Here is a 22,766-nt window from a genome sequence, read left to right as displayed (position 1 = left end):
GGGATTACTGTATCCGTGCGGGCGGCTATCTGATGAACAGGAGCTCGCGATATTTGGGCAGCGTCCAAAGCTCGTCGCTCACCAGCAGCTCCAACTTGTCTATCTGATAGCGGATGGGGCGGAACTTGGATTCCACCGTGTCGTGATAGGCTATCGCCTTCTCGCGCTCCGCCTCGATCTTGTTGGCCACCTTGCGGGCGTTCACCAGTTCCTCCACTCCTTTCTCTATAGCGGCCGTACGCTCGGCTATCTCCTTCACGATCTTGATGTTCCGCTCGCTCAGCTGCTTGCCTTCCTCGGTGCCGAAGATGGCTATCATGTTCTGGATATTCTTTGCCAGCTGGCTCTGATAGTGAGTAGCCACGGGGATAATGTGGTTCATACAGAGATCGCCCAGCACCCGGGCTTCTATCTGAAGCTTCTTGGTATAGGTCTCCCACTTCACCTCGTTGCGTGCTTCAAGCTCGTTGCGCTTCATCACCCCGAGGCTCTCGAACATGCTGATGCTGGTCTCGTCGAGGTAACGGTCGAATATCAAGGGACACGATTTCTCGGTGTCAAGGCCACGGCGGGCGGCCTCCTCTACCCATTCTTCCGAATACCCGTTGCCGTCGAAGTGAATGGGGGCGCAGGTCTTGATGTCCTCTCTTATGATTTCCAGGATAGCCGAGTACTTGTCTTCGCCTCCCTCAATGAGGGCATCCACACGGGTCTTGAAGTTGACAAGTGCCTCTGCGACCGCCGAATTCAAGGCTATCATGGCACTTGCGCAGTTTGCCTCCGAACCTACGGCACGGAATTCAAAGCGATTACCGGTAAAAGCGAACGGCGAAGTACGGTTTCTGTCGGTGTTATCCTGCATGATATCGGGAATCTCGGGAATGTCAATCTCCACGCCCGTCTTACCCTGAATGTTGAAGAGATCCTTCTTGTCGGCCTTCACGATGTGGTCAAGCACCTCTGAAATCGTCTTCCCGAGGAAGGACGATATGATGGCCGGGGGAGCCTCGTTGGCTCCCAGACGATGGGCATTCGTGGCACTCATGATAGAAGCTTTCAGCAGACCATTATGCCTGTAGACACCCATCAGGGTCTCCACGATGAATGTAACGAAGCGAAGATTATCCTCCGAGGTCTTGCCCGGACTGTGGAGCAGGATGCCTGTATCGGTAGACAACGACCAGTTATTGTGCTTTCCCGAGCCGTTGATGCCGTCAAACGGCTTCTCGTGAAGCAATACCTGGAAGCCGTGCTTGCGTGCCACGCGCTTCATAAGGCTCATCAAGAGCATGTTATGGTCTACCGCAAGGTTCATTTCCTCGAAGATCGGTGCACACTCAAACTGGTTAGGAGCCACCTCGTTATGCCGCGTCTTGCAGGGAATGCCCAGTTCGAGGGCGCGTATTTCGAGGTCTTTCATGAAGGCCTGGACACGCTCCGGGATGGTTCCGAAGTAATGATCGTCCATCTGCTGGTCCTTGGCCGAGCTGTGTCCCATCAATGTGCGCCCCGTAAGGAGCAGGTCGGGACGGGCGGCATAGAGATTCTCATCGACAAGGAAGTACTCCTGCTCCCAGCCAAGATTCGTCCTCACCTTCTTTACATCCGGATAGAAATAATGGCAAACATCGGTGGCCGCCACATCTACGGCATGCAACGCGCGGAGCAGAGGTGCCTTATAGTCAAGCGCCTCACCCGTATAAGAAATGAAAATGGTGGGGATACAGAGGGTGTCGTCTATAATAAAGACCGGCGATGTGGGGTCCCAGGCCGAGTAGCCGCGGGCCTCGAAGGTGTTTCGGATTCCTCCCGAGGGGAAACTGGAGGCGTCAGGTTCCTGCTGTACAAGAAGCTTCCCAGAGAACTCCTCTATCATTCCGCCCTTGCCGTCGTGCTCTATGAAAGCGTCGTGCTTTTCTGCCGTGCCCTCCGTAAGGGGCTGGAACCAATGGGTGTAATGGGTTACCCCGTTTTCCTGTGCCCACTGCTTCATTCCCGCCGCTACCGCATCGGCAATCGAACGGTCGAGCGTAGCACCATTGTCAATGACATCCACCAGTTTGAGATAGATGTCTGCCGGAAGATACTTGTACATCTTGGCACGGTTGAAAACGAACTTCCCGAAGTAGTCCGACGGCCTTTCACTCGGTGCTACGACCTTGACCGGCCTCTGCCTGAAAGCCGCCGTTACCGCTTCAAATCTCAAATTTGCCATGGTTTAAATAATTTTATAGACTATATAACTAACGAATCAGACTTCCCGTCTTATTTACATGGGCGCAAAGATACTACATTTTTCTGACAAACCGGAGAATCGCCATACCTTTATTTGCACCAGTCCGAAATTCTGCGCATGGCCTCCTTGCAGTCGTCCCGGCCGCCAAAGGCCGTAAGGCGGAAGTAGCCCTCACCGCTCGGGCCGAATCCCACGCCCGGCGTACACACCACTCCGGCTCCATAAAGCAGTTCGTCGAAGAAAGCCCAGCTCGTCTCTCCGCCCGGAGTCTTCACCCAGAGATAGGGTGCGTTCTTACCGCCGTAGACCTCGAAGCCCATGCTTTCCAAGGCTTCGGTCATAATCTTGGCGTTCCCCATGTAATAGTTGATGGTCTCCTGCACTTGCTTCCTGCCCTCGGGAGTATAGATGGCCTCGGCCGCCCGCTGGCTAATGTAGCTCGCCCCGTTGAACTTTGTGCCCTGCCTTCGTGCCCACAAGCGGTTCAGGCTCACGCGTTCCCTCCCGTCAAAGGTAACCGCCATCACCTCCTTGGGGATAACGGTATATCCGCAACGGACGCCCGTAAACCCGGCCGTCTTTGAATAGCTGCGGAACTCAATGGCGCACCTGCGGGCACCCTTAATCTCATAAATGGAATGGGGAATATCCTCGTCTTGGATATAAGCCTCATAGGCAGCGTCGTAGAGGATGATCGCGTCGTTCCTAAGGGCAAAGTCAACCCACTTGCGGAGCTCGCCCTTCGAGATGACCGTACCCGTGGGATTGTTCGGATAACACAGATAGATCATGTCCACGCGATGGTCGGGAAGCTGCGGGGTAAATGCATTCTCGGCGGTACAGGGGAAGTAAGTTACATTCGTCCACCTGCCGTTCTCCATCACGCCGGTACGCCCGATCATCGTATTAGAGTCCAGATACACCGGGTAGATGGGGTCTGTTACGCCCACGGAGTTGTCCCATCTGAGGAGTTCCTGAATGTTTCCCGTATCGCTCTTGGCCCCGTCGTTGATGAAGACCTCCTCCCTTTGGACATGGACACCACGGGGAAGGAAGTCGTATTTGATAATCGCATCCCTCAAGAAGTCATACCCATGCTCGGGGCCGTAGCCGTGAAAGGTATCCTTGCTGCCCATCTCGTCTACCGCCTTATGCATCGCCTCGACGACCGCGGGGCAAAGGGGTTGCGTTACATCGCCTATCCCAAGGCTTATCACCCGCATCTCCGGATGTGCCAGTTTGAAGGCGTTCACCTTCTTGGCGACCTCCTGAAAGAGGTAGTTATTCGCCAATCGCAGATAATATTCGTTAACTAATGCCATCTCCGTATTTGTTTTTCTTCCTACAATTCAATCTCTCCCTCAAAGGCAAACTCGGCAGGACCGCCGAGGAATACATGCCTGCTAACGGCATCCCAGTCAACCCTCAGGGTTCCGCCATCCATCACGATACTGCTTCTTCTTGAAGCCCTGCCCGTAACGGAGGCTGCAACCGCCGTGGCACAAGCCCCCGTTCCACAGGCCATCGTGATGCCGGAGCCACGCTCCCAGACACGGGTGCGGAAGGTGTCGGCGGCGGTCTTCTGGGCAAATTCTATATTGCAGCGTTGGGGGAAGGCCTCCGCGCGCTCCAGAATACTGCCATATCGAGCGATATCCAGATGCTCCACATCGTCCACAAAGATAACATAATGGGGATTTCCCATGCTCACGAATGTTCCGGAAAACAGCCTGCCGTCGGCCTTTATGCTCTCCCCGGCCGTCGGATTGAACTGCTCCGGAATCTCAAATCGTGGTTCCTGCATATCCACGGTTACGCTTTCCACCCGCTTTCCGCGGATGTCGAGTTTGAGGATTCTCACTCCCGACAGCGTTTCCAACCTGATTTCCGACTTCTCGGTGAGGCCTTTCTCATAGAGATACTTGCCTATGCATCGGCTCGCATTCCCACACATGAGTGCCTCGGAGCCGTCGGCATTGAAGATGCGCATGGCAAAATCGGCCTCACACGCTCCCGTCGGCCGACCAATCAGCACCAGCCCGTCGCTGCCGATGCCCGTATGGGGAGCACTCCACCTGACCGACGCACGACCAGGATTAGGTATATCGTACAACATCGTGTTGACATAAATGTAGTCATTACCCGCTCCCTGCATCTTGGTGAACGGTATCTTAGCATGCGTCATCCTATCGTTTTCTCCTTTATGAGTCATCCAAATCCTCCCTCTTCGACGCAAAGTTACAACAAATCGGCTGAAACCGCAATGATTCTTTTACTTTATCATCTTGAAAATCCGCGGTTATTGCAAATCGAAACTATAATCGTAGGATACAGAGAAAACTGTAAGCCACAAGAAGACCACTGGCTTACAGGTTGACAGAAAGCGGCCACAAGTAATGCAAAAGACGGCTTCCCAGCCTCCTGCTTGTCGTCGTCAGGAAGGCAGAAAGCCGTCTTCTGTCCAAGCTGATGCCGCTTACTTCAATGGAATCAACCAGAAGGTGAAGCTACGCTCCTTGAATTCTACACGATAGGGAGGCAACGCCTCGGCGTCGGCACTCCAACTGTCGATGCCTCCGACGCCGGCCTGGACCTCATCGATGCAAAGTTCCGTGTACTTGGACTTCGGCACCTGCTGCGAATGGCGCTGGTGTTTCGCATCGCCCTCGTCCAAGTCCTTGATGGCATAATGCAGGGCTGAGGCGGAGAAAGGCTTAGCCGCTACGATCTGGAAACCTGCCCCCGCCGCGTCGGTCTGCTTCCACCAGCGGATATCGGTCTTGGTTCCCGTCTCCTGGGGGCGGATATATGGATGGAACATCTCATCCGCCGACTGCTTGTAGATGCCGATGTTCTGGGAGGTGCGGCGGTCTACATAGTTCTCTATCGGCCCGCGACCGTAGAACTCGCTTTGGTCCATACCATAAGGAAGGTCGGCCACCATGCCGAAGCGGAGCATGTTGCTCGCCTTGGAACCGGCGTTAGGAACGAGGTGTTCCACTACCTTCAGCTGGCCGTTGGCATAGATGCGATACACCAGGGTCAGGCTTGCGCCCACCTCGGGCATGTCATATCGGGCGGTAATCTCCGCCGTAGACTTACCCTTCGTGTCAACCGTCAGACCCTTCAGGGTCATCACCGGATTCCTCCATACCTTGTAACGCTTCTGCAGACCGGCTCCCATATCATTATCGGTAACGGCGCGCCAGAAGTTCGGACGCAGACAGCCGCCCTCGCCGAGGAGACTCTTCCCGTTCACACTATAGGCCACGAGCAGTCCGTTCTGCCGGTTGAACGAGGCAGAGAAGGATCCCTCCTTGACATCAAGGGTAGCATTCTTTTTCTTGTCCACCACCTTCACCTTCTTTGACCACATCTCTTCGCCGAAGAATCCGTCGTTGTTCAGAGCCGTCTCGACACCCTTATAGGGCTGTATGGCAAACTGCTGATAGGCCACCTCATAGCCCGCCGGGAGTAATGGTTCCGCTTCCTTTATCTGGAACGACACATTCAAGAGCACCTCGGCATTAGGGTCAAGGCCGCTGAGCGCATAGGGAAGGGTGAATTCACGCGTCTGATGAGCCGCCACATTGATATCCTCCACGACACCGTCCTTCACGGGTTTCCCATTTTCCAATATGCACCAAACCATCTTATAGTTGCTCAAATCGCGGAAGAAGTTCTCGTTATACACCTTCATCTTGCCGCTCTTGAGATCTACGGGAGTAACCCAGATGTCCTGATACTGGTGCTTCACCTCGTAGGCATGGGGATGAAGCTCGCGGTCGGCCGTAATGAATCCGTTGCTGTTGAAGTTCTTGTCGTCGTTATTATCCCAGTTGTTATAGTCGCCGGCATAGGTCAGAATCTTCACTCCATTCTTGTCCACGCCGTGCAGTGCTTGGTCCACAAAGTCCCAGATATACGCTCCCTGGAACTTAGGATACTTGCGGACGAGGTCCCAATATTCCTTGAAGCCTCCCTGGGAGTTACCCATGGCATGAGCATACTCACACATGATGAGCGGCTTCTGGTCGCCGGGCTTCGTACTCTTGGCATATCTCTCACAGCCTTCCGGCGTCTGATACATCTCCGCATAGATGTCGGTATTGGCACCTTTCAAGCCTCTTTCCCAGTGAATGGGACGAGAAGGATCGGTCTGGCGAATCCATTTATAGGCGTCCGTGAAGTTCGGCCCGTCGGCCGTCTCGTTACCCATCGACCAGATGATGACGCTCGGATGGTTGAAGAACGACTCCACATTGTGCTGGTTGCGCTCAAGAATCTGCTTGGCAAACGACTTTCCATAGCTGAGGGCCTTCTCCCCATAGCCGAAGCCGTGGCTCTCCTGATTGGCCTCGGCACATACATAGAGACCATATTCATCACACAAGTCATACCAGCGGGGGTCGTCGGCATAGTGGCAGGTGCGCACCGCATTGATGTTCAACTGCTTCATCAGCTTCACATCCTGAACCATGCGAGCATAGCTTACATTGTATCCCTCGTCGGGATCCATCTCGTGCCGGTTGGCTCCCTTGATATAGATGGGCTGGCCGTTAACGAGCAGTTGTGAGCCTTTGATCTCCACTTTGCGGAAGCCCACCTTCTGCGGAACCACCTCAACGACCTTTCCCTCTGACTTTACCGTCGTCAGGAGGGTGAAGAGGTAGGGTGTCTCGGCAGTCCATTTCTTCACATTCCGGATGGTGAAATGAATGTTTCCGTAGTCGTGCCGCTTGAAATCACCCGTGCTCTTGGCCACCGTTATCCCGTTGGCGTTCAGCAGCTGGAACTCCACGACGGGCCTGCCGCTCACCGACACATTGACCTCCAGCGTGCCGTCGGCATAGTTATTGGTCAGGTCGGGCGTTATCTTGATGTTATCCAGATGAACTTTTGCGTCGCGGGCAAACAGATAACTCTCCCTTGCCACGCCCGACATGCGCCAGAAATCCTGGTCTTCGTGATAGGTACCGTCGCTCCAACGGAAAGTCTGGAACGCCAGCAGGTTCTCACCTTTCTTAATATAGGGGGTGATGTCGAACTCTGCCGCCACCTTGGAATCTTCCGCATAGCCCACATAGCGGCCGTTGACGAAGAGATAGATGTTGCTCGTTACCGACCCGAAATGCGCTATCACCTGCTTGCCGTCCCAGTCTGCGGGAATGGTAACGGTGCGCCTGTAGGAACCCACATGGTTGTGTTCGTTGGGCACATAGGGAGGATTGTTCTTGAAATGACCTTTCCACGGGAAGCCTATATTTACATAGACGGGGTCGCCGTAGCCGTTCAGTTCCCACATGCCCGGCACCTTGATGGTTTTCCACGACGATTCGTCGAGGTCGGTCTTGTAGAAGTCCGTGGGACGCTGATCGGCATTCTCCACGAAATGGAATTTCCACACGCCGTCGAGGGAGAGGAAATTAGAAGACTGCGTCTTCGCTCCCTTCAACGCTCCTGCCTCCGACTCATAGGCAAAGAAGTCGGTGTGCAGCGGGAATCTGTTTACCTCGTTCACCTGCTGATCCTGCCACTCCGTCCATGCCGGGCCGCCACCGCTCTGCGCAGGAACATCCAGCGTCAGGCACAAAGCCGTTAATAACATCAGTTTTTTCATATTATCGGTATCATTTTATGTTTTTAGTTTATCTGCCACAAAGATAGAAAAAAAATATTACTTTTGCAATATTAAACGGAAGAAGATATGGAAAATCAGTATATAAAGCAGTTCCCCGACCTGATGCGGGGCAAGAGAATCATGTATGTACACGGCTTCGGCTCCTCGGCGCAGTCGGGCACGGTGAGGCGAATCGCGGAGACTTTCCCGAGTGCGGAAGTCATCGCCTACGACCTGCCGCTGCATCCCGAGGAGGCCTTGGCACTCCTCCGGGAGAAAACGGACGCCGAGAAGCCCGACCTCATCATAGGAACCTCGATGGGAGGAATGTACGCCGAGATGCTGCGAGGCTACGACCGCATCCTCGTAAACCCGGCTTTCGAGATGGGAGAAACCATGACCAGCCACGGCATGGCAGGCAAGCAGACCTTCCAGAACCCGCGACAGGACGGCGTGCAGGAGTTCATCGTAACCAAGGCGATGATAAAGGAGTATAAGGAAATCACCACCCAGTGCTTCCAGGGCATCACGCCCGAGGAGCAAGGGCGCGTCTTCGGGCTCTTCGGCGACAAGGACCCGGTAGTGCATACCTTCGACTTGTTCCGGTCGCACTATGCTCAGGCAGCCCGCTTCCATGGCGAGCACCGCATGACCGACGAGTCGTTTCTGAACGGGGTGGTACCCGTCATCCGCTGGATAGACGACCGCCAGGAGCACCGCGAGCGGCCGATTGTCTACATCGACTTCGCCACCCTGCGCGACGACTACGGCAAGGACCGCTCCAGCATGCGCAAGGCTTACAGGATGCTGATAGAAACCTATGAGGTCTACATCCTCGTCCCCGCTCCCACCAACGAGCCCGAACGGCTCGCGGAGGCCAATTCCTGGATAGAGGAATACCTTTCCACGCCCGCCTGGAACCATGTGGTCTACACCAATCAGCCCCGGCTGCTCTATGGCGACTACCTGATTTCAGCCGCTCCCGACGACGCATTCATGGGGACGGGCATACCTTTCGGCAGCGACGAGTTCAAGACCTGGGAGGAAATCATCACCTATTTCGAACGCCTTGGGGGGCAATAAGCGAAAAAGATTTCCGCTTCCCGCAGGAAAGGAGGAAATCTTCCATAGGATTACACACGGCGTGTAACCGCATTACACACGGCTTGTAATCGTGTTACACGCCGTGTGTAAGATGCCCGTAAGCCGTTAATACTCGGTCTTCTCGCTGCTGCTCTCCCACATTTGGAAGGCTTCCTTGGCCTCTTCGGGCAGCAGAATCTGCATCTGCTTGTGGCGTTCCTCCGGCTTCAGGGCAATCTCCTTATAGATGAAATCATCGTCGAAACCGATGCGGGCGGCATCCTTACGGTCGTTGGCATAATAGATGCGGCCGAGATGAGCCCAATAGATAGCCCCCAAGCACATGGGGCACGGCTCGCAGGAAGTATAGATTTCGCAGCCCTCGAGGTCGAAGGTGCCGAGCTTCCTGGCGGCCTTGCGGATGGCGTTTACCTCCGCATGGGCGGTAGGGTCGTGGTCGATGGTAACGCTGTTTGACGCCTCGGCGACGATTTCTCCATCCTTGGCGATGACCGCGCCGAAAGGTCCGCCACCCGTCCTGACGCTTTCTTCAGACAAGGCTATCGCCCTGCGCATGAAATCTTTTTTGTCCATAGAGTTTTAATTTTCAACAGCAAAGGTAAGCATTTTCCGCATATTTTCGGTACATTTGCAATTATAAAAATAGCAAAATGCCATTCCTACCCGATAGAAACATCACTTCCGAAGAGTTATTCCGCCGCCTCGAGGCGATTCTCAACCTGCTGGAAGCAGAGCGATCCGTCGCCAACAAGATGCTGCACGAAACCCTCGTGCTGGCCTGCTACGAAGGACTGCGCGAGTCGAGGCAAGCTTTCGGCAATCTTTTCTCACAGGTAGACTTCCTCTGCAAGCGGCATCGGGTGGGCGTGAGCGATGTCATCGAGATTCAGCGTATGCGCCGCGACAGCAACCGGAAGCAACCGCTACAGCCCGAAGAGCAGCTCTACGACTGCCGGGCAATGGCCGTCTTCATCTCCGCCGTCTATGACTGCGACATCCCCGGCTATCTCGTCGGGCGGATTCCCGTATCACGCAAGGCACTCACCGGGCACCATCACATCGACTACCGTTACATCCGCTGCATCGTAAAGGGCTTCACCGATACCCTTATCGAAGTGCTCCCGGATCAGGATTCAGCAGGGGAGACCCTCACCGTAGACTACTCCGCCGACCACCTGCGCCACTTGCAGGGGCTCCTGAAGGAAGGCATGCAGCTGAATCTGATAGACTGCGAGAAAGCCTCTCCCCCCGCCCTCCCCTGCAGGGAGGGAGCCCTCAGAGCCCCTATAAAGTCTTCTAATCCTGACATCTACAGCATTCTCAAGGTCAACGCGCTCAATAACAGGAACACACCTACGGACGGCGAAAGCATCATGTGGGAGATTCTGCGAAGGAATAACTTGCAAGCCCACTTCAGGAGACAACATGCCATAGATGACTTCATCCCCGATTTCGTCTGCTTGGAATTGTCGCTTATCATTGAAGTGGATGGTGGTTACCACAATCACCCTAATCAAGAAAAGGAGAACAGGCGCAGAGAAGAAATCCTTGAGGCAAAGGGCTATACCTTTTTAAGGTTCACCAATGAAGAGGTTATAGGAAATACAGACTCGGTAATATCCTTTATCCAAGAAAAGATTCGCGAGCTAAGAGCTCCCTCCCTAAAGGGGAACCAACGGTCATCGACCGAGTTGTCGCTGTCGGCGGAGCCGGTGCGACAGACAAGCGAGGAAGGTAATGGCGGGGGAGAGGCTGTAATCATCCCTTCCCTTATCATCCTCGAGCCCGACTATCTGCTGGACATTTCCTCAATCGCACGCTGCTTTCAGGACTACGGCCACCACCCCCTATCCTATCTGCTGAACCAACTCGCTCCCAAGGCGAACACGCAGGCCATCCTCGTGGGTAACTTTGCGGGCAGCGCCTTGGATGACATCATCAACCAGCAAGGCGGCTACCGATGGGAAGAAACCTTCCGCAACAACTTCAAGGAGCGTGCTCTGGACTACTGCACCTGCACGGATTTGAACCAGAAAGAAGACTTCAAGGCTGCCGCGCTGCGGCAGTCGGTGAACATCCAGCAAATCGTGGAGTCGCTCTTCGACGGCAAGCAGGACGGCTACGACCGCTCGAAGGCCATCCTGGAGCCGTCGTTTGTTTGCGAGGAGCTGGGCATACAAGGCCGTGTGGACCTCATGACGACCGACATGCGGCTGCTCGCAGAGCAGAAGTCGGGCAAAAACTACAACATAGAACGCAACTTCCCGAACGAATACGGGAGCTTCCAGAAGGAGGAACACTATGTCCAGCTGCTGCTCTATTACGGCGTGCTGCTCCATAATTTCCGGCTGCCGAACAACCAGGCAGACCTCCGTCTGCTCTATTCACGCTATCCGCTACCGGGCGGACTGGTAGCGGTGAGCTTCTATCGGGAGCTTTTCCGCGAGGCCGTCAAGTTCCGCAATCAGGTGGTGTGGAATGACTTTCATATAGCGCAGGACGGCTTCGACAAAGTAATTGGCTACCTCCAGCCCGGCATCTTCCTGCAAGACGAACGCAAGGCAGACTTCTTCGGCCGATGGAAAGAGCCCGAAATCAGGCGCATCACCGACAGCCTGCATGACTTGAAGCCCATAGAACGAGCCTATCTGTGCCGCATGATGACCTTCGTCTACCGTGAGCAGCTCTCCTCACGGCTGGGCGCACAGGAGGGGCAGGGCAACGCCTGTGCCGACCTCTGGAACATGCCGCTCAGCGAAAAGAAAGAGACGGGCAGCATCTACACCGACCTCACCATCGTAAGCAAGGAGAAAAGCTCGCCCTACAACGGCTTCGATACCATCACGCTGAGCGTGCCCGAGCAGGGAGAAGACTTCCTGCCGAACTTCCGGCAGGGCGACTTCGTCTACCTGTATGCCTACCGCCGGGGCGACACGCCCGATGTGCGACATGCCCTCCTGTTCAAGGGATGTCTCGCGGAAATCCACCCCGGCCGCCTCGTCGTCCACCTTTCCGACGGACAGCAGAATCCCGACATCATCAGCGGAGAGACCTTCGCCATAGAGCACAGCGACATGGGGAGCGGTGCGCAGGTGCGCAGTCTGGCGCAATTCGCCGCCGCCCTGCCCGACCGCCGCGCCCTGCTGCTCGGCCAACGGGAGCCAAGAGCCGACAAGAGCCTCACCCTCACCCGCCCCTATCACCCCGACTACGACAACATCCTGCTACGGACCAAGCAGGCACAGGACTACTTCCTGCTCGTGGGACCTCCCGGAACGGGCAAGACCTCGCTGGCCCTGCAATACCTCGTAAGGGAGGAACTGGCCACAGAGGGGCACTCCGTGCTCCTGCTCTCGTACACCAACCGCGCCGTGGACGAAATCTGCGGCATGCTCGAAGACAACCATCTCGACTACCTGCGCATAGGGCAGGAGTTCTCGTGCGACGAGCGTTACCGTCCCCACCTTATTAAATATGCCATCGAGGGACTGCCGCTGCTCTCGCAAATCAAGGAGAGAATCCTGAGCACCCGCATCTTCGTGGCCACCACGACGGCGATGCAGTCGAACGCAAACCTATTCAACCTGAAGCACTTCGACCTCGCCGTAATCGACGAGGCGAGCCAGATACTGGAACCAAACATCGTAGGGCTGCTCTGCGGGCACGATCGCGAGCCCTACATCAGGCGGTTTGTCCTCGTGGGAGACCACAAACAACTGCCCGCCGTAGTGCAACAGAACCCACAGGAATCGGAGGTAGAGGAGCCGATGCTGAGAGCCCTCTGCCTCGACAACTGCCGCAACTCGCTCTTCGAGCGCCTCCTGCGCTGGGAACGGAAGCAGGGACGCACCGACTTCATCGGCATCCTGCGCAAACAAGGACGCATGCACCCCGACATCGCGGAGTTTCCCAACAGGATGTTCTACCGCCGGGAGCGGCTGGAAGCCGTGCCATTGGAGCATCAGCAGGAAAGCCGCCTCGGCTACGACCTGCCTGCCGAAGACGAGCTCGACGAGTTGCTGAAGGCACACCGCGTGATTTTCCTGCCCTCCAGGTTCTGCCGCCAGCCCGGCCTCTCCGATAAGGTGAACACCGACGAAGCCGCCATCGTGAGCGACCTGCTGCGCCGTATCCACCGCTTCTACGGCCGACGGTTCGACCCACGGAAAACCGTAGGCGTCATCGTGCCCTACCGCAACCAGATAGCCATGATACGCAAGAACATCGAGCAGCAGGGCGTTCCCGAGCTCCAGCAGGTGAGCATCGACACCGTGGAACGGTATCAGGGCAGCCAGCGGGATGTCATCATCTATTCCTTCACCATCCAACACCAGTACCAACTCGACTTCCTGACGAGCAACACCTTCGCGGAAGACGGCCGCCTCATCGACCGCAAACTGAATGTGGCCATGACGCGCGCACGCCGGCAACTCATCCTCACCGGCAATCCCGAGACGCTCTCCCTGAACCCCGTCTTTAAGCAGCTGATAAATGATATAGCTCAAAAAATAAAGCTAAAAAGGGATAAAAATACTATTTTTTAAAAGAAAAATTTGGATAAATAGATATTATTTGTTTAATTTGCACCCTGTTAGTGAACATTTAATTATTTGAGTTATTATGAAAAAAGTTATTTTAATGGCAGCCTTGATGCTGTCTTCAGTAGCAACATTCGCACAGAATGCAGTAGGTCAGTTCAGCATCATGCCTAAGTTCGGTATGAGCATCGCCGACCTCACCGAAGTTGATGGAAGCGACGCCCGCATCGGAATCGTTACCGGCGCAGAACTGGAATACGGCGTAACCGACATCTTCAGCCTCAGCGCAGGTGCCCTCTACTCTATGCAGGGATGCAAGGGCGACAACTCAACCGTGAAGCTCGACTATATCAACATCCCTATCCTGGCCAATGTCTATGTAACAAAAGGTTTGGCTGTGAAGCTCGGTATCCAGCCCGGATTCAATGTAAACAGCAGCTTTAAGGCGAAAGGAGTAGAGGTTGATGACAATGACGCCAAGAGCGTTGACTTCTCCATCCCCGTAGGCCTCTCGTATGAAATCAACAACTTCGTGATCGACGGCCGCTACAACTGGGGGCTGACGAAGGCTTATGAACATGGAGATGCCAAGAACAGCGTATTCCAGATTACTCTCGGATACAAGTTCCACCTCTAAGCCTTACGGCATAAAAACTTACTGGGGAGTGCCCTTACGGGTGCTCCCCTTTTTCGTTTACAGTCGCGGACGACATGAAACCTGTTACCAAGAGCGGCTGCGGGTTTTACAAAATCGGCGAAATCACAGGACAAAATCGGCGAGATTGTGCGGCAAAATCGGCGATTTTTCCAGCCTTTCGACGGCCTTTTACTTTTTGAGCAGACTCCCATGGTATTTTTCTCCGTTGTCAAGGCCATGCCCCGCAACCATCAGAGGGCTTGCCTCTAACGAATTCATGCACGGGCGGGAACCATCGCAGGCAGCCATGCCGTTCAAGAACAACCAATGAAGACACCAGACTTAAGGGCATAAAAAATGGGACTCCGCCGAGTCCCTACCTTGTTAACCTTAAATCTAATACTATGAAAAACACATTGCAAAATTACGATTGTTTGCGCAAACAACCAAGACTTTTCCCTGCTTTTTACATCATCGTTCCGCATTTCTTGACATAAATCAACCTCGAAGAGAAGATTTTCGCGTTTTCGCTTGGTGCTTTCATTTTAATTTCCTACCTTTGCAAAACGATATTGAAACAACAAGACATTAGGAGATAACGAATTCCGACGACGGCAAAGGTTGTTGGAATTCTTTTATTTTAATCATCCAACGGTCTGATAACAATAAAAAATAAAATAGAAAGATTATGGCTTACATGTCACAGGAAGGCTACGACAAGCTCGTAGCAGAGCTTCACGAGCTCGAAGCAATAGAGCGCCCGAAGGCATCGGCTGCAATCGCCGAAGCCCGCGACAAGGGCGACTTGAGTGAGAATTCAGAGTATGAGGCGGCCAAAGAGGCCCAGGTCAGGCTCGAGGACAAAATCAATCAGCTGAAGATGACCGTAGCAGAAGCTAAGATCGTGGACACTACCCGGCTGAGCGCAGACTCCGTGCAGATTCTCACCAAGGTGGAGATGACCAACATGGCAAACAAGGCGAAGATGGCTTATACCCTCGTCAGCGAGAGCGAGGCAGACCTCAAGGGGGGCAAGATTTCCATCAAGACCCCCATCGCACAGGGCCTGCTTAACAAGAAGGTGGGAGACATTGCGGAAATCAAGATTCCCAACGGCACCATCAAGCTGCGCATCGACAAAATCTCCTTAGGCACCTAACGACAAAACAGGAAACCCAAAACCACAAGACAACATGGCAACAATATTCACAAAGATCGCAGCCGGCGAGATTCCAAGCTACAAATGCGCCGAGAGCGAGAAGTTCTATGCCTTCCTCGACATCAGTCCGGTGGCGAAGGGGCACACCCTGGTGATTCCCCGCAAGGAGACAGACTACATCTTCGACATGGAAGACGAAGAATTGGCTGAGTTCGAACTGTTCGCCAAGAAAGTGGCTCGTGCCCTCAAGGCAGCCATCCCGTGCAAGAAAGTGGCACAGATTGTGCTGGGACTAGAGGTGCCGCACGCCCACATCCACCTGATTCCGATGAACTCAGAGGCCGACATCAACTTCGGCAAGCCCCACCTGAAGCTCGAAGATGAGGAGATGAAAGCCATCGCCGATAAAATCTTCAAGGAGTTTAAAAAACTATAGGAACGCGCCCCTCACCCTTCCGCGGTGAAGGTGCGAAGCAGCCACAAAAAGCAGGGCCTGCCAGGAGTGATTCTCCTGGCAGGCCCTGCTTCATGGATGTCAGACATACTTGTCGCCTTTCTGAATCTGTACCTCGTTCACATATTTGCGGACCAACGACGAGGAATCCTCCTTTCTGCAAATCAGCAACACATTGTCCTGCTCCGCCACAATATAGCCGTCGAGGCCATTGATGACCGCCAGCTTACCTTTCGGCAACTTGATGACATTGTTGCGAGCGTCGTCGAGCATCACCTCGGAATCGATGACCACATTGTCGGTCTCACTCTTTCTCATTGCCTCGTAAATGCTGTGCCAGGTGCCCAGGTCAGCCCATCCGAAGTCGCCCTTCAGCACAAAGACATGCTCCGACTTCTCCAGAATACCGTAGTCGATGGAGATATTGGGGTAGGAAGGAAAGTTTTCACGGATAAACTCGTTTTCTTCAGCAATGGTCCAGTCGGCATGCTCGCGGTCAAAAACCCGCAGAATAGACGGCAGGAAACGATAGAAACACTCACGGAGATAAGAAGTTCGGGCGAGGAACACGCCTGTATTCCAATAAAACTCCCCGCTCTCGAGAAACATCTTGGCAAACTCCCGCTCGGGCTTTTCCGTAAACGATTTCACCTTGTAGATGTCATGAGTAGCCTCGTCGCCCAACTGAATATACCCATATCCTGGCTCCGGACGCGTAGGCTTCACGCCCAAGGTGAGCAGTCCGTCATTATTCTGCACAAATTCGAAGCCCTCCTCAATGTTCTGGAAGAAAGCCCTCTCGTTGTTCACGGCCTGGTCGGAAGGCGTTACCAGCAGGTTGGCGTCCGGACAGATGTGGGCGATACGATGGCACGCCCATGCCACGCTCGGTGCCGTATTCCGGTGAATCGGCTCCGCCATGATATGATCGTCGGAGATACCGGGCAGTTGCTCCTTCACTAAATCCACATACAGCTCATTGGTATTGATGAATATATGCTCCCTGGGAAGAATCTGCACAATCCGGTCGAAGGTCTGCTGCAACTGCGTCCGGCCGAATCCGAAGAAGTCAATAAACTGCTTCGGCTTCTCTGCACGGCTGCACGGCCAGAGTCGCCGCCCCTTTCCTCCTGCCAGAATAACGCAATAGTCATTATTGAGCCTGCTTGCCATAATTACAGATTTAAAATTATATTGCGAATATAACCAATATATTTCGCACCTGCAAGAATTTTAATATTTTTCAAGTAAAACTTTGCTAATTCCAAAAAATATGTTACCTTTGCACCGCTCAATAAGCCCAGATGGCGGAATCGGTAGACGCGCTGGTCTCAAACACCAGTGGGGCAACCCATCCCGGTTCGAGCCCGGGTCTGGGTACCACAAATCCTTTGTAAGTCACTGATTTACAAAGGATTTTCCTTTTTCAACATGTACTAAAAGTGTACTTTGCAACAATATTATGAGAAAAGTATACTTTTATAGTTTTTCGCCACTCAGATTTATATTTAATTAACGACAACTTTTCCCTTTTATTCTGTTTCTTTCCCTTTCTTAGCGTTTTCTCCAACGAATGCCCTATCTTTGCAAGCAGTACTCACCTTAGAAATTGCAAAAATGGAGAATGATAGTCTAAAGATACAACTTGACAGTATTCAACGAATATTAAGTTACTGCATTACTCAGACCTACAATGTGCTCATTGGAAATATTCTGAGGAAGAAGAGTTGTATTAGCAATATACAACTCAAAGAGATTTTGCAAAAAGAATATATCCGAATAACTGACAAACTTTCTTCTATTTATCTGAATTATCCTGCCCTTGCATGTGTAGAGAAATACTGCACAGAAGATAATTTTTTGTGGGAAAGCACTTTCTTTGAATCACTGACCAAAGAACAAAAACAGAAATATACCTCCTTCTCTGTTTCTTCATTTGAATATGCGAAGTACATCGAGGAACACACTGTATATAATGATGTTCTACCGATGTTCTCGTACCTTGTTAATGCAATTCTGTATGAACGGTATGTAAAATATCTCACAGGAGAAATAGAACAAATTGAATTAACAGAGGCACAAACCACTCTGGCTTGCTCTTCAATCATAATAAACGACGAACCATGTGAGCAGAAAAACAAACCAGTCATCGTAGGCAAAGAAACAAATCCATTTCAATCCAATTTTACAGAAGAGCAAATAGAAGTTCTTACAACCTGTATCAACGAAATCCAATTATTCACGACCTGCATATCTCCCAAGATACTCAAAGACTTTTTCGCTTGTAAACTAAAAGGTGTCCTGAAATCAAACAACAACCGTCAGTTGGCATATCTCATGCAAAGTCTTAATCTTAAAGGGTTCATTACTGATGAATGGCAATCAACCATTGCCCGTAATGAACTTGTCTTGGGGAAAACAAAAGATACGCCGCTGACACGCACCGACCTTTCCACTGCAACAGACCAAATCAACATGAAGCAGCCGAAAGGATGGGAAACAATAGATAAATACATCAAACAACTGAAAAAAGGTTGAGCATAGGTTGATACCTCAAACATCGCTCAACGCCATCCACTTTTATTGTTTCTAATTTTGCCCTCGTTAACGAATAATTAGCGAAGGTGCACCTTCATATTGTTTAATTCAAAATGTTTACAATATGGAAAAAACATTAGAAAACCGAGTTGAAGAACTCGAACAAATGGTATTCATGAATAAGAATGTGCTGAGTTTTGAAGAAGCCAGCAGGTTCTTAAACCTCTCAAAGAGTTATCTCTACAAACTCACATCGGGTAATCTGATACCGCATTACAAGCCACAAGGCAAAATGCTTTACTTTGAGAAAGCAGAACTTGAAGCATGGCTACGCCAGAATCCCATTAAAACTTCTGCGCAGATAACGCAAGAAGCACAGCGGTATATCATGGGCAATAAACCTTTAATGCAGAAGTAGTTCATGGCACAAGAAGAATTTATCCGTGTTGGCACGACCTTATACAAGATCGTGAACCAACCACGCATCAATGGCGGTTTTGTCAAGAAGCGTATCGTGTGGAACAATGAAACGCTACGGCAGGACTATGGAAAGGATTTCATTGCCACTGTCCCGAAGTACGATGGTTTCTGTACTGTACCCAATCATGTGGACTATCAACCAGTAGTTGATAAGTTCCTTAATCTCTATGAACCGATAGGACACCAGCCAAAAGAAGGAGAGTTTCCACACATTGAATCTCTGATAAGACACATCTTCGGGGATCAATACGAGTTGGGTATGGATTATTTGCAGTTGCTCTATCTCCAACCTGTGCAGAAGCTCCCCATCCTCCTGATGGTGTCAGAGGAACGCAATACTGGCAAGAGTACGTTCCTCAATTTCCTTAAAGCCGTTTTCCAGAACAATGTAACTTTCAACACTAACGAGGATTTTCGTAGCCAATTCAATGTAGATTGGGCTGGAAAACTGCTCATTGTTGTGGATGAAGTTCTGCTCAACCGCAGGGAAGACAGTGAACGATTGAAAAATCTTAGCACAACGCTCTCCTATAAGGTGGAAGCAAAAGGCAAAGACCGAGACGAGATCTCCTTCTTTGCCAAGTTCGTGCTGTGCTCCAATAACGAGTTACTCCCTGTCATCATAGACGTGGGAGAAACCCGATATTGGGTAAGGAAGATAGAGCGTCTTAAAAACGATGATACCGACTTTCTGCAAAAGCTGAAAGCAGAAATCCCAGCCTTTCTCTATTTCCTGCAGCACCGTACCCTGTCCACCCACAAGGAAAGCCGTATGTGGTTTGCGCCCAAGCTGACATTTACGCCAGCCTTGCAGCGCATTATCCGCAGTAACCGAAATAAGGTTGAGTTGGAAATGTCAGAACTCTGTTTAGAGGTAATGGAGCAGATGAATATAGCCGAGTTTTCATTTTGTATCAATGACATGGTGTGCCTGCTGAACAACACTGGATGCAAAGCTGATAAAAGTCAAGTCCGCAGGATAGTGCAGGACATATGGAAACTCATTCCTGCATCCAACACGTTGACATATCTAACCTATCAGATAGACTACAACAGTTTGCGGAACTACTTACCCATCAAACGGACAGGTAGGTATTATACCGTAACCAAAGAACAACTCACGAACATTTAATCATTATTTTTGATGAAATGATGAAAAGTACACATAACAAATTGACTGATAATGCCTATTCTATTCATCTTTCCACTCATCAATATAAAAGAATGATGAAAGGACTCTTTGATACTGTCCAAAAGAGAAACACATCAAGTTTCTCTTTTGAGAAGTCCTATGATGAAACTATGATGAACAGGTAACTTGTTTGTTATGAAACGATTATGTGCATTTTCATCAAATCATCAATTTTTCAAACCATCCAACTTCATTATAATATGAATATACAAGAAATAAAAACGATAAAGTTGCAGGATTTTCTTGCGAGTTTGGGATATTCTCCCACCAAGCAACAAGGTAACAACCTGTGGTATCTTTCTCCCTTTCGTCAGGAGGACCATGCTTCTTTCAAAGTAAACACCGAGCGTAACCAGTGGTATGATTTCGGTATTGGAAAAGGTGGAAACATCATAGACTTGGCAGAACTACTTTACAAATCCTCTGATGTGCCGTATCTCATTCGCAAAATAGCGAGTGATGCTCCGCATTGTACGCCAATATCTTCTACATCATTTGCAAATGCTAAGTCAGTACAGCGTATAAACTCTTTTGAAAATTTGCAGGTGCTTCCTTTATCGCATCTTGCTTTGATAAGGTATCTCGATGACAGATGTATTGATATAGAGGTGGCAACTTCTGTCTGTAAGGAACTGCATTACAATTTCAATGGCAAGCATTACTTCGGTATAGGCATTCCCAACATAGCAGGTGGGTATGAATTGCGTAACCCATTTTTCAAGGGCTGCATTGCACCGAAAGACATCAGTCATTTCTGTGCCGATGAGCCGAAGAAAGTATGTTTTCTTTTCGAGGGTTTTATGGACTTCCTATCATTCATGACGATGAACAGGAAAAAGAATCCGCAGAGTACAGGACTGCGGAAACAGGATTATTTGATACTCAATTCTGTAACGAATATTCATAAGGCTGCAAAGAATTTATCACGCTATGATAGTGTTCAATGTTTTTTGGATAATGACGGTGCAGGAAGAGATGCCTATCTGCAACTTTCAAAAGAATTAGGAAATTCTGTTACAGATGCTTCGCCTCTATACAATGGTTTTAAGGACTTGAACGAGTATCTGTGTGCTGAATCCAAGCATTCAGAGAGAGTTGAAATAAAGAAACCCAAAGGGATTAAGCTATGATTGTTGGGTTTGCTTTGCATAATCAGTTTTTCGGGGAGCAAGTTTATGTTTTGGGCATACCAAAACCACTTGCTCCACCTCCTGCCACTCGGTGCAGAGGATTATCCCGCTGGTCTCCATCAAAACAAATTAAAGAAACAAATATGGCTAAATCAGAATACAAAAAAGGCGGTCGCCCAGCCAAGGGTGCAGCCGAAAAGAAGAAATACCGTATCACGGTAAAACTTACCACAGAGGATTACTACACGCTCAAAGGCAAAGCCAAGAGTGCAGGAACATCCATGAGTGAGTTTGTAAGGAAAGTTCTTGCAAAAGGGTACGTCATTGAACGACTGAACATAGAGCAAGCAGACTTCATCCGTAAGCTGTGTGGAATGGCAAATAATCTCAATCAGTTGGCATATCGTGCCAATGTGGAAGGGTATTATACCGTTGCTCCTTTTCACAAAATCATCATTGGGAAAATTGACGAAATACTAAACCTGATACGAAGATGATTGCCAAGATAATGAAAGGTTCTGGCTTCAAGGGAGTCATCAATTACATTCTTGACCCGAAGAAAGGAACGGAGCTTATAGACAGTTCCGGAGTGAGAACAGGTAGTATCAGCCATATTGTCCAAAGTTTCATTGACCAGACGAAATTGAATCCACGAGTAAGTAGGGTTGTCGGACACATCTCCCTGAGTTTCTCCATACAGGACTCTTCCAAACTCATCAATGAATGAATGACGAAAGTGGCTCATGAGTACATGGAGAAGATGGGGATAAAAGATACACAGTACATCATCGGTCGCCATTTCGACAAGGAACATCCACACGTTCATATTGCTTTCAATCGGATAGATAATAATGGCAAAACTATTTCTGACCGTAACGACCAATTCAGAAGTGAGAAGATGTGCAAGGAACTGACCGCCAAATATGGTTTGTACTTCGCCGGTGGTAAGGAGAAAGTCAAGGAATACCGCCTGAAAGAACCTGACAAGACCAAATATGAAATCTATCAGGCATTGAAAGCAGAAATAGCTCGGTGCAGGGATTGGACAACTCTCCTTAGTCATTTGAAAGAACAAGATATTGATGTCCGTTTCAAGTACAAAGGCAACTCTCAGGATGTTCAGGGTGTCATCTTTGAAAAGAACGGTTATCATTTCAATGGCTCGAAGGTGGACAGGAGTTTCAGTTATTCCAAGATTGACTTTGCCCTGCAACAGAACAATAGGGAACACGACCAGCAGATGCAAGAAACGACAAACCTTATATCTAACATTGCAGATGTTACGAGCGAAATAACTAACGACCTCATAGAAGGAGGATTGGGATTATTCCAGACTCATGGTACTGTCCCTGCAGAAGTTTACAATACGCTCGACAAAAAGAAGAAAAAGAAAAAACGTAAAATACATTTATAATTATGGCAGACAATAATACATTTGTCCTCTTTGAGGAAATCAAAAAAAAGCTGGAAACAATTTACAGGGAACTGAAGGAGTTGAAAGAAAATGAGAACAGCTCTGTCTCTCTCCCTGTTTCATCTACCCCAGTACAAAGTGACGAACAACGGGAAGAAGCATTGCTCAATCAGTATGAGCAGCGTACAGAAGCCTTTATCAATAAGTACATTGATGTGCAAAAGCGCATCAAGGACGAGGAGGCTAAATCCATAGACAAATTGG

Annotated in this window: 16 protein-coding genes, 1 tRNA gene and 2 pseudogenes; 13 read left to right on the top strand and 6 right to left on the bottom strand. The window is 50.6% G+C overall.

All coding sequences use genetic code 11. The features are described from left to right. Positions 1-25: 25 nt before the first annotated feature. The 4 genes from BM114_RS08615 to BM114_RS08600 all read right to left on the bottom strand — a co-directional run bounded on the left by BM114_RS08615 (position 26) and on the right by BM114_RS08600 (position 7,856). On the bottom strand, positions 26-2,215 hold the full coding sequence (locus BM114_RS08615; protein ID WP_092112468.1) for a glutamine synthetase III family protein: 2,190 nt from the start codon (positions 2,213-2,215) through the stop codon (positions 26-28). Positions 2,216-2,325: 110 nt separating this feature from the next. Continuing rightward, positions 2,326-3,558 (bottom strand): LL-diaminopimelate aminotransferase, encoded by a 1,233-nt coding sequence (locus BM114_RS08610; RefSeq protein WP_092112466.1) that lies wholly within the window; start codon positions 3,556-3,558, stop codon positions 2,326-2,328. 20 nt (positions 3,559-3,578) lie between these two features. After that, a complete protein-coding gene (gene dapF / locus BM114_RS08605) occupies positions 3,579-4,448 on the bottom strand; it encodes a diaminopimelate epimerase (protein WP_369808415.1) in 870 nt (289 codons plus the stop codon). Between the two features lie 264 nt (positions 4,449-4,712). Then, on the bottom strand, positions 4,713-7,856 hold the full coding sequence (locus tag BM114_RS08600; RefSeq protein WP_092112461.1) for a glycoside hydrolase family 2 TIM barrel-domain containing protein: 3,144 nt from the start codon (positions 7,854-7,856) through the stop codon (positions 4,713-4,715). A gap of 87 nt (positions 7,857-7,943) precedes the next feature. On the opposite strand from BM114_RS08600, the gene BM114_RS08595 reads away from it, so the two are divergent. Further along, positions 7,944-8,939, top strand: coding sequence for a YqiA/YcfP family alpha/beta fold hydrolase (locus BM114_RS08595; protein WP_092112459.1), 996 nt, complete (start codon positions 7,944-7,946; stop codon positions 8,937-8,939). Positions 8,940-9,065: 126 nt separating this feature from the next. On the opposite strand, the gene BM114_RS08590 is transcribed toward BM114_RS08595, so the two are convergent. Continuing rightward, on the bottom strand, positions 9,066-9,533 hold the full coding sequence (locus BM114_RS08590; RefSeq protein WP_092112457.1) for a nucleoside deaminase: 468 nt from the start codon (positions 9,531-9,533) through the stop codon (positions 9,066-9,068). A 77-nt stretch (positions 9,534-9,610) separates the two neighbouring features. Here BM114_RS08590 and BM114_RS08585 point away from each other — a divergent pair, with 77 nt between their 5' ends. The 4 genes from BM114_RS08585 (at position 9,611) to BM114_RS08570 (ending at position 15,730) form a co-directional block, all read left to right on the top strand. Next, positions 9,611-13,504, top strand: a complete 3,894-nt coding sequence (locus BM114_RS08585) for an AAA domain-containing protein (protein WP_255406474.1) — start codon at positions 9,611-9,613, stop codon at positions 13,502-13,504. 76 nt (positions 13,505-13,580) lie between these two features. Beyond that, a complete protein-coding gene (locus BM114_RS08580; RefSeq protein ID WP_092112455.1) occupies positions 13,581-14,135 on the top strand; it encodes a porin family protein in 555 nt (184 codons plus the stop codon). A gap of 688 nt (positions 14,136-14,823) precedes the next feature. Further along, entirely contained in the window at positions 14,824-15,294 is a 471-nt protein-coding gene (gene greA, locus BM114_RS08575; RefSeq protein ID WP_092112453.1) for a transcription elongation factor GreA, read from the top strand. A 34-nt stretch (positions 15,295-15,328) separates the two neighbouring features. Then, a complete protein-coding gene (locus BM114_RS08570) occupies positions 15,329-15,730 on the top strand; it encodes an HIT family protein (protein ID WP_092112451.1) in 402 nt (133 codons plus the stop codon). Positions 15,731-15,829: 99 nt separating this feature from the next. Here BM114_RS08570 and BM114_RS08565 read toward each other — a convergent pair whose 3' ends face one another. Then, entirely contained in the window at positions 15,830-16,921 is a 1,092-nt protein-coding gene (locus BM114_RS08565; protein ID WP_092112449.1) for a mannose-1-phosphate guanylyltransferase, read from the bottom strand. A gap of 125 nt (positions 16,922-17,046) precedes the next feature. On the opposite strand from BM114_RS08565, the gene BM114_RS08560 reads away from it, so the two are divergent. The 8 genes and pseudogenes from BM114_RS08560 to BM114_RS08520 all read left to right on the top strand — a co-directional run. Then, a tRNA-Leu gene (locus BM114_RS08560) sits at positions 17,047-17,131 on the top strand. A 234-nt stretch (positions 17,132-17,365) separates the two neighbouring features. Next, positions 17,366-18,286, top strand: a complete 921-nt coding sequence (locus BM114_RS08555; protein WP_092112447.1) for a hypothetical protein — start codon at positions 17,366-17,368, stop codon at positions 18,284-18,286. A gap of 124 nt (positions 18,287-18,410) precedes the next feature. Next, a complete protein-coding gene (locus BM114_RS08550; RefSeq protein ID WP_092112444.1) occupies positions 18,411-18,704 on the top strand; it encodes a helix-turn-helix domain-containing protein in 294 nt (97 codons plus the stop codon). 3 nt (positions 18,705-18,707) lie between these two features. Continuing rightward, positions 18,708-19,898 carry a primase-helicase family protein gene (locus BM114_RS08545; RefSeq protein ID WP_092112442.1) on the top strand — a complete coding sequence of 397 codons (1,191 nt, stop codon included), beginning with the start codon at positions 18,708-18,710 and terminating at the stop codon, positions 19,896-19,898. Between the two features lie 260 nt (positions 19,899-20,158). Beyond that, complete coding sequence (locus tag BM114_RS08540; RefSeq protein ID WP_092112440.1) at positions 20,159-21,088, top strand: toprim domain-containing protein; 930 nt, start codon at positions 20,159-20,161, stop codon at positions 21,086-21,088. 143 nt (positions 21,089-21,231) lie between these two features. Beyond that, on the top strand, positions 21,232-21,585 hold the full coding sequence (mobC, locus tag BM114_RS08535) for a plasmid mobilization protein (protein WP_092112438.1): 354 nt from the start codon (positions 21,232-21,234) through the stop codon (positions 21,583-21,585). Further along, positions 21,582-22,502: pseudogene (locus tag BM114_RS08525) on the top strand (relaxase/mobilization nuclease domain-containing protein). The gene mobC and the pseudogene BM114_RS08525 overlap by 4 nt, the downstream one beginning before the upstream one ends. Positions 22,503-22,504: 2 nt before the next feature. Continuing rightward, positions 22,505-22,766, top strand: a pseudogene (locus BM114_RS08520) (hypothetical protein); the annotation flags it as partial.

The sequence above is a fragment of the Prevotella sp. KH2C16 genome, from assembly GCF_900113305.1.
GTDB lineage: Bacteria > Bacteroidota > Bacteroidia > Bacteroidales > Bacteroidaceae > Prevotella.
This window is presented reverse-complemented; position numbering and strand designations above follow the sequence as displayed.